We start from the raw sequence: 13,350 nt of genomic DNA, 5'->3' as shown, positions 1-13,350 counted from the left end.
TCAGCGCCTCACTCTCGGGTCGAGGACGCCGTAGAGCACGTCGACGAGGATGTTGATGGACACGAAGAGCACGGCGATGGTGATCACCACGCCCTGCACGACGGGGTAGTCGCGGGCGGTGACGGACTCGACCAGCAGGCTGGAGAGGCCGGGGTAGTTGAAGACCCGCTCGACGAGCACGGTCGAGCCGAGCAGGGTGCCGACGCCGATGCCGACGGTCGTCACGACCGGCGTGAGCGAGTTGCGCAGCACGTAGCGGCGGAAGACGGCACGGCGGGAGAGCCCGAGCGAGCGCGCGGTGCGTACCCAGTCCTGGTGCAGCATCTCCAGCACCGCGGACCGGGTCATCCGGGCCACCGTGGAGGCGAAGCCGACCGCCAGGGCGACCGCCGGCAGCACCAGGATCTGGGTGTGCCGGTTGGGGTCGACGCCCCACTCGGCGTAGCCGCCGGCGGGCAGGAGCCCGAGCCGCAGCGAGAAGACCAGGATCAGGACCGAGCCGAAGACGAAGACCGGCAGCGCGACGCCGATCGAGGTGAGCACGGAGGTGACGGAGTCGAACCAGCCGCCCTTGCGGGCCGCCAGCGCGCCCCACGGGACGCCCACGACGACGGCGATCAGCGTGGCCAGGCCGACCAGCTCGAGCGTGCGGGGCAGCCGCTCGCCGATGGCCGTGGAGACCTCCTGGCCGTTGCGGAACGACTGTCCCAGGTCGCCGGTGAGGGCGCCGGAGAGGAACTGCCAGTACTGCGTGAGCAGCGGCTCGTCGAGCCCGAGCTGGGCCCTGACCCGGGCCACCGCCTCCGGCGTCGCGGAGGCGCCGTCACCCTGCGAGAGCAGCAGCATCGCCGGGTCGCCCGGCACGAGGTGCAGGGCCAGGAAGATCAGCGTCAGGACCAGCAGGACGAGGCCGACACCCACCCCGATCCTGCGCAGCACGTAGGAGTACACGACAGTTCCTCCCCGGGCCTTCTCAGCGCTCGATCGAGGTGTTCACCAGCGTGTAGCCGCTGAAGAACGTGTGGAAGCCCGACAGGTTCGTGAAGCCCTCGACGTCGTCGCTGTAGGCCCAGGCCTGGTCGCGGGTGTCGATCGACGCGAACGGCACGTCGGTGGCGAACAGGTCGAAGGCCTCCTCGTAGGCCGCCACGCGGGACTCGTCGTCGGTGGCGCGCAGACCGGCGGTCAGCGCCTCGGTGATCTCCGGGCTGGAGTAGCCGAAGCTGCGGTTGAAGTTGTCCGGGCCCTCGACGAAGCCGAGCAGGTAGGACGGGTTGGTCACGATGCCCACGTCGCCGGAGACGGCGAGGTCGTAGTCGCCCGCCGCGCCCTTCTCGAGCCGGCCCGACCAGTCGGGGGCGTCGAGCGTGACGTCGATGCCGATCGCCTGGAGGTCCTGCTGCACCGACAGGGCGGTGTCCTGGAGGAACGTGTACTGCGACGTGGCGAGCAGGGTGGCCTCGAAGCCGTCGGGGTAGCCGGCCTCGGCGAGCAGCTCCTGCGCGCGGTCGGGGTCGTAGCTCCACAGGTCGTCGCCGACGCCCTCCAGCGCGGCGTCGTCGGGCATGACGACGCCGGCGAGCTCCTCGCCGTTGCTCTGGAAGGCCGCGGTCAGCGCGTTCTCGCGGTTGATGGCGTACGCCACCGCCTCGCGCACCTGCGGGTCGGCGAAGGGGCCCTCGGTGGTGTTGAACTGCACGTACTGGAACGGGCCGGGCTGGGCGGCCAGCTCGACGCCGTCGGTGCTGCCGACGCGGTCGAAGTTCTCCCAGGTGACGTAGTCGATCATGTCGACGTCGCCGCTGACGAGGGCGTTCGCGCGGGCGTCGCCGTCGGCGTAGTAGGAGACGTCGATGCCCTCGAGCTCGACGTCCTCGGCGCCGTAGAAGTCGTCGAACTTGTCGAGCGTCATGCCGACGCCCTCCTGCTGGTCCTCGAGCACGAAGGGACCGGCACCGACGGTGTTGGGGGTCTCCGCGTTGAGGCTGGCCTCCGGGACGATCGCGGCGGTGGGGACCGCGAGGTACTCCAGGAACGCGTTGTTCGGCTCGGCGAGCGTGATCGTGACCTGCGTGTCGCTGTCGACGGTGATGTCGGAGATGTCCGAGAGGCCCGCGATCAGCGTCGAGCCGGCGTCCGGGTTCGCGTAGTACTCCAGCGAGCTCTTCACGTTCTCGCCCGTGAGCGGCGAGCCGTCCGAGAACGTGAGGTCGTCGCGCAGCGTGAAGACGTACGTCGTGGGGTCGGGCGTCTCGAAGGACTCGGCCAGGCCGGGCACCAGCTCGCCGGACTCGTCGAGGGTCATCAGGCCGCGGTGGATCAGGGTCATCACGAAGTTCGTGGCGGAGCCCTGCCACACGCCGGTGGTCAGCGTGACGGGCTCGGCGGACAGGCCGAAGCGCAGGTTGTCGGTGGAAGCCGCGCTGCTCCCACCGCCGCAGGCGGCCAGGGTCATGGAGGCGACGGCGGCGGCCGTGAGGGCGGCCGTGGGACGGGCGACGGCGCGGAGCCGCGACGTGAAGGTGGTGCGCATGAGGGTCCTCTCAAGGTGTCCAGGCCGGCGGGGGGACCGGCGAGGTACCGCCTCGAACCGAGCGTCAGGCGGGGGGTCGAGAGGATCATGCGGGGGTCGCAACATATGCGTCCAATAGTTCTACTGCGCATCAGAATAAGCATTCGCTTATGTAATCCAGCCGTCACGAGCAAGCAATTCGGGTGACACACGAACACCCGAACAGCACCTCGTGCGGTGCTCGTGGGTTAACGGCGCAGGTCAGCCGTGTGGGGCAGGTCTCGCCGGTGCGCCGGTGGCCGCAGCTGTGGCCGCCGTCACCACGCCGGTGACCGCGGCCACAGGCGGGGCGGGCGAAGGCCGGTTCCGTCCGTATCGCGGACTCGCGCGGGACCCACACGGGCCCCACGCGGGACTCACTCCGGGGCGGCGAGGGCGCGCGAGGTGTCCTTGAGCCGGACGCCCGACTCGCCGAGCTCGCGCGAGCCCCGCACCAGCGCGGCCACGATCCGCGCGGCGCCGGCGTGGTCGAGGCCGTCCGGCGGGTGCACGTTGGAGACGCAGTTGCGCTCGGCGTCGCGCCGCCCGGGGCGGGGCCGGTGGGTCAGGTAGATGCCGAGGCTGCTCGGCACCGACAGCCCGGGCCGCTCCCCCACCACGACGAGGAGGGTCTCGACGCCGAGGCGCTCGCCCACGTGGTCGCCGAGCGCCACGCGCGCGTTGGTGGCGACGACGAGCGGCGCCAGGGAGTACGCGGGCACCAGGGCGTCGCGCAGCGCCTCGACGAGCGCGGGCGCGTGGTCGGTCAGCGCCTGGCCCGAGAGGCCGTCGGCCAGCACGATCCCCACGTCGGCGCCCACGTCGACGGGCACGTCGTCGAGGTCCAGGGGCAGCCGGCCCAGGTCGGGGCGACGCAGGTACTCCCCCCGGTCGTGCACCCGGCTGGTCACCCGGTGGGGCGTGCCGAGGCCGCGGCCCTCGAGGTCCGCGACCAGCGCGTCGACGTCGACGGGCACGTGCACCGCGTCGCGGGCCTGCGCGTGCGCCGCCCGGAAGGCCAGCACGTCGCCGAGGGCGAGCGTGTCGCCCGTGCGCCCGAGGCCGATCCGCGACTGGGTCGTGCGACGCATCGCCGCCCAGAAGTCCGCATCGCTCATGCGCCCGCCCCCGCCGCGCCCAGGGACCGCAGCGCCGAGGTGCGCGGGTCGACGGGCAGCACGCGCCCGGTCTCCGACATCAGGCCCACCCGCGCGAGCCACGCCTCGAACTCGGGGGCCGGGCGCACGCCGAAGAGGTCGCGGGCGTACATCGCGTCGTGGAACGACAGGCTCTGGTAGCCGAGCATCACGTCGTCGGCGCCGGGCACGCAGATGACGAAGCCCACCCGGGCGGCGGTCAGCATGGTCAGCAGGACGTCCATGTCGTCCTGGTCGGCCTCGGTGTGGTTGGTGTAGCAGACGTCCGCGCCCATCTGGACACCGAGCAGCTTGGCGCAGAAGTGGTCCTCCAGGCCCGCGCGGACCACCTGCTTGCCGTCGTAGAGGTACTCGGGGCCGATGAAGCCGACGACGGTGTTGACGAGGAACGGGTCGAACTCGCGGGCCACGGCGTACGCCCGCGTCTCCAGCGTCTGCTGGTCCACGGGCCGTCCGCCGGTGCCGAGGTGGGCGTCGGCGCTGAGCGCCGAGCCCTGGCCGGTCTCGAAGTACATGACGTTCTCGCCGACGGTGCCGCGCTGCAGCGACCGCGCCGCCTCGTTGCCCTCGCGGAGCAGGTCGAGGGTCACCCCGAAGCCCTCGTTGGCGCCCTGGGTGCCGGCGATGGACTGGAAGACGAGGTCGACGGGTGCCCCGGCCTCGACCAGCCCGATCGCGGTGGTCACGTGGGTGAGCACGCAGGACTGCGTGGGGATCTCGTAGCGCAGCCGCACGTCGTCGAGCAGGTGCAGCAGGTCGCTGACCGCCTGCGGGGAGTCGGTGGCGGGGTTGATCCCGATCACCGCGTCGCCGGCGCCCAGCAGCAGGCCGTCGAGGGTCGCCGCGGTGATCCCGCGGGGGTCGTCGGTGGGGTGGTTGGGCTGCAGGCGCGTCGAGAGCCGGCCGGGCAGGCCCACGGTGGTGCGGAACGCGGTGACGACGTCGACGGCGCGCGCGACCGTCACCAGGTCCTGGTTGCGCATCAGCTTGCTGACGGCGGCGACCATCTCGGGGGTCAGGCCCCAGCGCACGGCCGCGAGGCGGGCGGCCGGCTCGGGCCCGGCGACGACGTCGAGCAGCCAGTCGCGCAGGCCGCCCACCGTGAGGTGGGAGATCTCGGCGAAGGCCGCCGGGTCGTGCTGGTCGAGGATGAGGCGGGTGACGTCGTCGGTCTCGCCGGGCACGAGCAGCTCGGTGAGGAAGAGGTCGAGCGGCACCTCGGCGAGCGCCCACTGGGCGGCGGCCCGCTCGGCGTCGGTCGCGGCGGCGCACCCGGCGAGCTCGTCGCCCGAGCGGCGCGGCGAGGCCTTCGCCATGAGGTCCACGAGGTGCTCGAAGCGGTAGGTCGTCGGCCCGAGGGTCTGTCGGAACACGGTCACCTCCCGCACGGTACGGACGCCGGGTCACCTCCGTGTTACACGAACCCGCCGCCCGGGCCTCGATGCGCAGATCCATGCAGCATCACACGGCGCGCTTATGGAGTCGACGGTCTCCGCAGCCGCGCCGGGCGCCCGCGCGCCGGGCGGTACGGTGCACGGCGTGCCCGACCAGCCCGACCCGCCGGCCCGTCCCCACGCCGTCTTCGACTTCGACGGCGTCCTCGTGCGTCGCGACTCCACCGTCGAGCTGCTGCGCCGCCGGTTCCGGCGCCACCCCGTCCTGCTGCCGCTGGCGGCCGGGCCGCTGACGGCGTACGCGGCCACCGGCCTGGTGCCGCCCCTGCGGGCCCCGGCGGCCCGGGTCGTCGTGCGGGCCGGTCTGCTCGGCGCCCGGCGGGCGGCGGTCGAGGAGGAGAGCCGGCTCCTCGGCGCGACGCTGGCCGCCGACCCCCGCTGGCGCGTCGACGCGGGCGTACGCGCGATGCGGGCGCACCTCGTCGACGGCGACGTCACCGTCGTGTCGGCGGGCCTGGGCTCGACGGTGCGGGCGTACCTGGACGAGCTCGGCCTCTCCGACGTGCGCGTCGTGGCCTCGCGGGTCGCGGGCGCGCTCGGCGGGGCGCAGCTGGGCGACCACACCTACGGCCCGGCCAAGGTGGTGCGGGCCGCGGCGAGCGGCCTGCGGTCGTGGGACCACGCGTACACCGACGCGGCCTCGGACTTCCCGCTGCTGGAGCCGGCCCGCCACCGCTACCTGGTCAACGCCTCGCGCCCGGTCGTCGCGGCTGCGCGGCGGCGCTGGCCGGACGTGCACGTCCTCACCTGGTGACGTCGGCCTCCACCTCGAACACGGCACGGTCCGAGCGGTAGAGGTCGCGGGCGAACTCGACGCAGCGACCGTCGGCGTCGTGGGCGGTGCGCACGAGGCGCATCCCGGGGGTCGCGGCGAGCGCGTCGAGGCGCCGGCACGACTCGTCGTCGAGGACGACAGAGGCGAGGGTGGCGCGCGCGGTCGTGACCACGAGGGCGTACGCGTCGGCCAGCAGCGTCCACAGCGACCCCGTGAGCTCGTGGTCGAGCAGACCGGGCGTGAGCGCGACCGGGAACGCGGAGGTCTCGAGGGCCAGCGGCTCGCGGTCCGCGCTGCGCAGCCGGTGCACCACGTGCACGGGCGCGCCCTCCTCGAGGCCGAGCGCGGCGGCGGTCTCGGCGTCGGCAGCGGTCTCCTCGGCGCGCAGGACGACCGCGGCCGGCACCCGGCCGCCGCGCTCGACCTCGCGGCTGAAGCTGCCGATCCGGAAGACGTGGCGCTGCTCGGCGACGAAGGTGCCGCGGGGCGGGCGGCGGTAGACGTACCCCTCGTGGGCCAGCACCGTCAGGGCCTGGCGTGCCGTCATCCGCGAGACGCCCAGCTGCTCGCCGAGCTCGCGCTCGGAGGGCAGCAGGGTGTGCGGCGCCAGCTCCTCGCCGAGGATCCGCGCGCGCAGGTCGGCGGCGATCTCGGCGTAGCGGGGGACGGCGGGTCGGGGCACCGGCGCAACGTAGCACTTGCGCCGGTCATGGCCTAGGGCGCATGGTATATACCAACTGACCAGGAGGTGTTCCATGCAGCACGTGCTCGCCGTCGACCAGGGGACGTCCGGCACCAAGGCCGTCGTCGTCGATGCCTCCGGGGCCGTGCTGTCCTCCGCGGAGGTCGCCCACGCACCGCGCCACCTGCCGGGCGGCGGAGTGGAGCACGACCCGGAGCAGCTGTGGGACGCCGTCGTCGCCACGGGCCGCCGCGCGCTCGCCGCGGCCGGCCTGCCGGTCGGGGCCGTCGGCGCCGTCGCCCTCGCCAACCAGGGCGAGACCGTCCTCGCCTGGGACCGCGACACCGGGCGCCCGCTCTCGCAGGCCGTCGTGTGGCAGGACCGCCGGGCGGTCACGGTCACCGACCCGCTGCGCGCGCAGGGGTACGCCGAGCCGCTCGCCCGCCGCACCGGTCTCGTGCTCGACCCCTACTTCTCCGCCCCGAAGCTGCGCTGGCTGCGCGACCACGTGACCTCCGAGGGCGTCGTGACCACCACCGACGCCTGGCTCGTGCACCGGATGTGCGGCGCCTTCGTCACCGACGTCTCCACCGCCGGCCGCTCGCTGCTCACCGCGCTCGAGGACCCGACGCGCTGGGACGCCGACCTGCTGGCCACCTTCGGCCTGGCCGACGAGCCCGTGCCTGCGATCGTGGCCGGTGACGACGTCGTCGGCGCCACCGACGTGTTCGGGCCGACCCTGGCCGTCACCGGTCTCGTGGTCGACCAGCAGGCCGCGTTGCTCGCGCAGGGCTGCTGGGAGGCGGGCACGGCCAAGTGCACGTTCGGCACCGGCGCGTTCCTGCTCGTGCAGACCGGCACCACCCCGGTGCTCTCGCCCGGCGGCCTGACCACGTCCGCCGCCTGGCGGCTGCGCGACGAGACCCGGTTCTGCGTCGACGGGCAGGTCTACACCGCCGCCTCCGCGGTCGACTGGCTGGCGGGGCTCGGCGTGCTCGGCAGCGCCGCGGAGATCGACGCCGTCGCGGCGCCGGACGCCGGCGGCGTGCAGTTCGTGCCCGCCCTGACCGGGCTCGCGGCGCCGTGGTGGCAGCCCGACGCCGCCGCGTCGCTGACCGGGCTGCGGCTCGGCACCGGGCGCGCGGAGGTCGTGCGCGCCGTGGTCGAGGGCGTGGCCGCCTCGGTCGCCCACCTGCTCGCGGTCGTGCGCGCGGAGGGCACCGAGGTCCGCAGCCTGCGCGTCGACGGCGGCCTGACCCGCTCCGACGTGCTCGTCCAGGCCCTTGCCGACCGCACCCAGGTGCCCGTCGAGCGGCACCGCTCCGAGCACACCACCGCCGTCGGCGCCGCCGTCGCGGCCCACCTCGCGCTCGACCCCGACCTGACCCCTGCGGCAGCGCTGCCGCAGGGCGACTCCCCGTCCCCCGTGCTCCCCCGCTGGTCGCCCGAGAGGGCCGAGGCCGAGGGCGCGCGCTGGTCGGCGGCCGCCCAGGCGGTCGCCGACGCCCCGACCACCCCCACCCCGGAGGTTCGATGACCACCCCGCCCGCCCCCGCGAGCGCTCCCCGCCGCGTCGACGTCGCCGTGATCGGCGGTGGCGTCGTCGGCTCGGCGATCGCCCGTCGCCTGGCCGGCAGCGCCCTCGACGTCGCCCTGGTGGAGGCGCGCTGCGACGTCGGCGACGGCACCAGCAAGGCCAACACCGCGATCCTGCACACCGGCTTCGACGCCTCGCCCGGCACGCTCGAGTCGCGGCTGGTCGCCGAGGGCTACCACCTGCTCGACGCCTACGCCGCGGCCACCGGCATCCCCGTCGAGCACACCGGCGCCCTGCTGGTCGCGTGGACCGAGGAGGAGCTCGACGCCCTGCCGGGCCTGCGCGACAAGGCGCTGCGCAACGGCTACGACGCCTGCGAGATCGTCGGCGCCGACGAGGTGTACGCCCGGGTGCCCGCCCTCGGGCCGGGCGCGCTCGGCGGCCTGACCGTGCCGGGCGAGTCGATCATCTGCACCTGGTCGACCACCGTCGCGCTGGCCACCGACGCGGTGGCCCGCGGCACCACGCTGCTGCTCGAGCACCGCGTCGAGGCCGTCGAGCCGGTCGGGGGCGCCACCCTGCTGCGCACCTCGGGCGGCGACGTCCTCGCCACCTGGGTCGTCAACGCCGCGGGCCTGCACGCCGACACCGTCGACGCGCTCTTCGGGCACGACCGGTTCACCGTGACGCCGCGGCGCGGCGAGCTCTTCGTCTTCGACAAGCTCGCGCGCCCGCTGGCGCCGCTGATCGTGCTGCCGGTGCCCTCCTCGCTCGGCAAGGGCGTGCTGGTGAGCCCCACCGTCTACGGCAACGTGATGCTCGGCCCGACCGCCGAGGACCTCGACGACAAGAGCGCGACCGGCACCTCCGAGGCCGGCTTCGCGTTCCTGCGCGGCAAGGGCGCCCGGATCCTGCCCGACCTCTTCGACGAGGAGGTGACGGCGACGTACGCCGGGCTGCGCGCCGCCGTTCCCGGCGGCGACTACCTCGTCGACCTCGACGACGACGCCCGCTACGTGCTGGTCGGCGGGATCCGGTCCACCGGTCTGACGGCGTGCCTGGCGCTCGCCGAGCACGTGGCCGGCCTGCTCGCCGACGCGGGGCTCGAGGTCGCGGAGCGGCCGGACCTGCCCGACCCGCCCCGGATCCCGAACATCGGCGAGGCCGGGGTGCGGCCCTACCAGGACGCGGCCGCGATCGCCGCGGACCCCGCGTACGGCCAGGTCGTCTGCTTCTGCGAGCGCGTCACCGCCGGCGAGGTGCGCGACGCGTTCGCCTCGCCCGTGCCGCCGCGCGACCTCGACGGGCTGCGCCGGCGCACCCGTCTGATGAACGGCCGCTGCCAGGGGTTCTACTGCGGCGCCGACGCCCAGGTCGCCCTCGAGACGCGCGGCACCAGCCTGCTCGCGGGAGCCGACCGATGAGCGCCGTCCCCCTCGACCGGGCCACCGTGGTCGTCGTCGGCGCCGGGCCCGCGGGCCTGACGGCCGCCACCGAGCTGGCCGGACGCCTCGCGGGGCGCGGGACCGTCCTGGTCCTCGACCGCGAGCGCACCGCCGGCGGGATCCCGCGGCACAGCGACCACACCGGCTACGGCATGCGCGACCTGCGCCGCGTGCTGCGGGGGCCGGCGTACGCCCGCGCCCTGCTGGCCCGCGCCGAGGCCGCCGGGGTCGTCGTCGAGACCTCGGCGACGGTGACCGGGTGGGCCGGCGAGCGAGCGCTCGAGATCACCGCCCCGACGGGTCGTCGCGTGGTCACCGGAGACGCGGTGGTGCTGGCGACCGGCGCCCGCGAGCGCGCCCGGGCCGCCCGGGTGATCCCCGGCGACCGCCCCGACGGCGTGCTCACCACCGGGCAGCTGCAGAACCTCGTGCACCTGCACCACCGTCCCGTCGGCACGCGGGCCGTCGTGGTCGGCGCCGAGCTGGTCAGCTACTCCGCGGTGATGACGCTGCGCGAGGCCGGGTGCCGGACGGTCGCGATGGTCACCGAGCACGAGCGGGCGGAGGCGTACGCCGCGTTCCGCCTCGCCGGGCGCCTCGCGCTGCGCGCCCCGGTCCTGCACCGCAGCCGCGTGGTCGCGATCGAGGGCCGCGGCCGCGTCACCGGCGTGGTGGTCGAGGACGCCCACGGTGCCCGTCGCACCGTGCCGTGCGACCTCGTCGTCACCACCGGCGACTGGATCCCCGACCACGAGCTGGTGCGCAGCGGCGGGATCGAGCTGGACCGCGGCACGCGGGGTCCGCTCGTCGACGCGGGCCTGCGCACGTCCGGGCCCGGGGTGTTCGCGGTCGGCAACCTGCTGCACCCCGTCGACACCGCCGACGTCGCGGCCCTGGACGGGCGGCACGCGGCCACCGCGGTGCTGGACTGGCTCGACGCCGGGGTGGCACCCGCCGCCGCACCGCCGGGCGTACGCCTGCGGGTCGACGCCCCGCTGCGCTGGGTGGCCCCGCAGGTCGTCGACCCGACGGGCCCGGCACCCGCCCGCGGCCGGCTCCTGCTGTGGACCGACGCCTGGGTCGACCGGCCGGTGGTCGAGGTCGTGCAGGACGGGCAGGTCGTGGAGCGGCGTCGGCTGTGGTGGCCGGCCGCGCCCGGTCGCGTCTTCCGCGTCCCGAGCACGGTGCTCGCGGGCGTACGCCCCGACGGCGGCGACGTGACGCTGCGGCTGGGGTGAGGGTGGGTACCGGGAGGCCATGACGACCGTACCCACCTCGCCCACGCCGACCGAGCCCGTCACCGACCCCGGGACCGAGCCGGGCACGGACCCGACCGTCGAGCCGTCCTCGCCGCCGGAGCGGCGCGGCGACCCGGCGCCCGACCCCGTGCCGGTCGAGCCGGAGCGGGGGCCCGAGGGGCCCTGAGCCCCCCGAGCCCCGCGGGCCCGGGCCAGGCGGCTCAGTGCCCCGCGGGGACCGTGGGGCCGTCCGCGGCGGCCGGGGGACGGCGTACGAACAACGCCACCGCGATGGCGACCGCCGAGATGATGCCGCCCCACAGCAGCGCCGCGTGGACGCCCTCGGCGGTGGCGGTCACGACGTCCGCGCCGGCCTCGGTCTCGGCGATCGAGCGCCGGGTCATCACCGTGATGAACAGGGCGGTGCCAGCCGCGCCCGCGACCTGCTGGACGGTGCCGACGATGGCGGAGCCGTGGGAGTACAGCTGCGGCGGCAACGCCCCGAGCGCCGAGGTCAGCAGCGGCGTGAACATCAGCGCCAGGCCGACGCTGAGCACCACGTGGATGCCGATGACCAGGGCGATCGAGGTGTCCTGGCCGAGCAGGGACATGCTCCACAGCGCGACGGAGGCGACGACCGCGCCGGGCGCGACCAGGGGCCGCGGGCCGTGCTGGTCGAAGAGCCGGCCGACGAAGGGCGCGAGCAGGCCCATGGTCAGACCGCCCGGCAGCAGCACCAGGCCGGTCTCGATGGTGGAGCGGCCGAGCACGTTCTGCAGGTAGATCGGCAGCAGGATCAGCGTGCCGAACAGCGCCATCATGCTGACCACGACGAGGCTGACCGCGATGCTGAACGCCGGCGTGGCGAAGGTGCGCAGGTCGAGCAGCGCCCGTTCCTTCAGCGACAGCTGCCGCGCCACGAAGGCGACGAGCGCGAGCGCGCCGACGGTGATCGGGATCCACGGCGCCACCGGGGCGTGGCCGCCGGCGGACTCGCCGATGCTCGAGAGGCCGAAGATCAGCCCGGAGAACGCGACCGCCGAGAGCACGACGGAGAGCACGTCGAGCGAGGGGCGGCCCGGCTGGGTCACGTTGCGCACCCACACCGCACCCAGGGCCAGCGAGACCAGGGCGATCGGCAGGACGATCCAGAACATCCAGCGCCACGAGAGCGACTGCAGGATCAGGCCGGAGACCGTGGGGCCGAGCGCCGGCGCCACGGAGATGACGATCGAGATCGTGCCCATCATCCGGCCGCGTCGCTCGGGCGCGACCGTGGTCAGGATGGTCGTCATCAGCAGCGGCATCATGATCGCGGTGCCCACCGCCTGCACGACGCGGCCGACGACGAGCACCTCGAAGCCGGGCGCGACGGCGGCCAGCAGCGTGCCGACGGAGAAGGTCGACATGGCGAAGATGAAGACGGTACGCACGTGGAGGCGCTGCAGCAGCCACCCGGTCAGCGGGATGACGACGGCCATCGTCAGCAGGAACGCGGAGGTCAGCCACTGCGCGCGGGCGGCGGAGATGTCGAGGTCGACCATCAGCTGCGGCAGCGCCACGCTCATGATCGTCTCGTTGAGGATGACGACGAAGGCGGAGACGACGAGGAGCGGCACGACCCCGCGCGGCAGGGCGGGGGTCGACGACGTCGCGTCGGACTTGTTCTCGGGGAGGGTCTGCTCGGTGGTCACACGGGTCCTTTCTCGACCCGGTAATAGTGGCAGTCACTGCCAAGATGGCGGAAACTGTCGTGGACGTGACGACGGCGACGAGGAGAACGGGAATGACGAGCGATCCGGGCGAGGACTCGCTGCGGCGACGCCGACGGCGCCAGACCGAGGAGGACATCTGCACTGCCGCCCTGGCGCTGTTCGAGCAGCGCGGGGTCGCTGGCTGCACCTCCGAGGACATCGCCGCGGCGGCCGGGGTGTCGGCGCGTACCTTCTACCGCTACGCCGTGACCAAGGAGCGCGCCGCGCTGCTGGTGCAGGGCGACATCGAGGATGCCTTCGAGGAGGGCGTCGCCGCGCTGCGCCCCGCCGAGCCGCTGCTGCCCCAGCTCGAGGCGCTGTGGACGGAGGTGCTGCGCCGCCACGACAACGGACGCAGCGCCTCGGGCGTCCAGCTGCGGGCGCTCTACCGGCTGCTTCGCGTCGAGCCCGCGCTGCGGGCCGCCGCCGTCGCGGTGGACGACGAGCGCCGCGCCGGGTTCGTCGCCGCGCTGCGCGAGCTGACCGGGGCGGCCGAGGACGACCCGACGCCCGCCCTGCTCGTCGAGACCACCACCGCCGTCGTGCGCGTCGCGCTCGACCGCTGGGCCGCCGCGATCGACGACCCCGGTGCACCCGAGCCGGACCTGGGCGAGCTGTACGCCGCCGCGCTGCGCGCGTTCCACGCCGTCGTCGGCGCCTGAGGTCCTGCCTCTGGATTACCCGGTTCACCGGGTAGTCCAGAGACGCGGCGCCGGACCACCGAGCAGGTTTCCGACCGCTGTATCCCGGACATACC

The 13,350-nt window shown here is 74.6% G+C and carries 12 protein-coding genes; 6 read left to right on the top strand and 6 right to left on the bottom strand.

Translation table 11 applies throughout. The features are described 5' to 3' along the window. The 4 genes from RDV89_RS08080 to RDV89_RS08065 all read right to left on the bottom strand — a co-directional run bounded on the left by RDV89_RS08080 (position 1) and on the right by RDV89_RS08065 (position 5,087). Positions 1 to 951 (bottom strand): ABC transporter permease, encoded by a 951-nt coding sequence (locus tag RDV89_RS08080; RefSeq protein ID WP_315732449.1) that lies wholly within the window; start codon positions 949 to 951, stop codon positions 1 to 3. 22 nt (positions 952 to 973) lie between these two features. After that, positions 974 to 2,533, bottom strand: coding sequence for an ABC transporter substrate-binding protein (locus RDV89_RS08075; protein WP_315732448.1), 1,560 nt, complete (start codon positions 2,531 to 2,533; stop codon positions 974 to 976). A 395-nt stretch (positions 2,534 to 2,928) separates the two neighbouring features. After that, on the bottom strand, positions 2,929 to 3,669 hold the full coding sequence (gene eutC, locus RDV89_RS08070) for an ethanolamine ammonia-lyase subunit EutC (protein ID WP_315732447.1): 741 nt from the start codon (positions 3,667 to 3,669) through the stop codon (positions 2,929 to 2,931). After that, the gene (locus tag RDV89_RS08065; protein ID WP_315732446.1) at positions 3,666 to 5,087 is read right to left on the bottom strand and encodes an ethanolamine ammonia-lyase subunit EutB; all 1,422 of its coding nucleotides are present in this window, start codon (positions 5,085 to 5,087) and stop codon (positions 3,666 to 3,668) included. Before RDV89_RS08065 ends, eutC begins: the two co-directional genes overlap by 4 nt. A 160-nt stretch (positions 5,088 to 5,247) precedes the next feature. On the opposite strand from RDV89_RS08065, the gene RDV89_RS08060 reads away from it, so the two are divergent. Further along, on the top strand, positions 5,248 to 5,916 hold the full coding sequence (locus RDV89_RS08060) for a haloacid dehalogenase-like hydrolase (RefSeq protein ID WP_315732445.1): 669 nt from the start codon (positions 5,248 to 5,250) through the stop codon (positions 5,914 to 5,916). On the opposite strand, the gene RDV89_RS08055 is transcribed toward RDV89_RS08060, so the two are convergent. Continuing rightward, a complete protein-coding gene (locus RDV89_RS08055; protein ID WP_315732444.1) occupies positions 5,906 to 6,619 on the bottom strand; it encodes a GntR family transcriptional regulator in 714 nt (237 codons plus the stop codon). The genes RDV89_RS08060 and RDV89_RS08055 overlap by 11 nt on opposite strands. 73 nt (positions 6,620 to 6,692) lie before the next feature. Here RDV89_RS08055 and RDV89_RS08050 point away from each other — a divergent pair, with 73 nt between their 5' ends. From RDV89_RS08050 to RDV89_RS08035, 4 genes are read left to right on the top strand one after another with little or no spacing between them, the layout of a single operon-like run. Beyond that, the gene (locus tag RDV89_RS08050; protein WP_315732443.1) at positions 6,693 to 8,156 is read left to right on the top strand and encodes an FGGY family carbohydrate kinase; all 1,464 of its coding nucleotides are present in this window, start codon (positions 6,693 to 6,695) and stop codon (positions 8,154 to 8,156) included. Further along, complete coding sequence (locus RDV89_RS08045) at positions 8,153 to 9,580, top strand: NAD(P)/FAD-dependent oxidoreductase (protein ID WP_315732442.1); 1,428 nt, start codon at positions 8,153 to 8,155, stop codon at positions 9,578 to 9,580. The genes RDV89_RS08050 and RDV89_RS08045 overlap by 4 nt, the downstream gene beginning before the upstream one ends. Next, positions 9,577 to 10,839: an NAD(P)/FAD-dependent oxidoreductase gene (locus tag RDV89_RS08040; protein ID WP_315732441.1), complete on the top strand. Its 1,263-nt coding sequence runs from the start codon at positions 9,577 to 9,579 to the stop codon at positions 10,837 to 10,839. The genes RDV89_RS08045 and RDV89_RS08040 overlap by 4 nt, the downstream gene beginning before the upstream one ends. Positions 10,840 to 10,858: 19 nt before the next feature. Then, positions 10,859 to 11,026: a hypothetical protein gene (locus tag RDV89_RS08035; protein ID WP_315732440.1), complete on the top strand. Its 168-nt coding sequence runs from the start codon at positions 10,859 to 10,861 to the stop codon at positions 11,024 to 11,026. Positions 11,027 to 11,060: 34 nt separating this feature from the next. On the opposite strand, the gene RDV89_RS08030 is transcribed toward RDV89_RS08035, so the two are convergent. After that, entirely contained in the window at positions 11,061 to 12,533 is a 1,473-nt protein-coding gene (locus RDV89_RS08030; protein WP_315732439.1) for a DHA2 family efflux MFS transporter permease subunit, read from the bottom strand. A 92-nt stretch (positions 12,534 to 12,625) separates the two neighbouring features. Here RDV89_RS08030 and RDV89_RS08025 point away from each other — a divergent pair, with 92 nt between their 5' ends. Then, entirely contained in the window at positions 12,626 to 13,255 is a 630-nt protein-coding gene (locus tag RDV89_RS08025; RefSeq protein WP_315732438.1) for a TetR/AcrR family transcriptional regulator, read from the top strand. The last annotated feature ends 95 nt before the right edge of the window (positions 13,256 to 13,350 follow it).

The organism is Nocardioides imazamoxiresistens (genome assembly GCF_032378595.1).
GTDB lineage: Bacteria > Actinomycetota > Actinomycetes > Propionibacteriales > Nocardioidaceae > Nocardioides > Nocardioides imazamoxiresistens.
Note: the sequence above shows the minus strand (reverse complement) of the source record. Positions and strands in the feature narration are given on the sequence as shown.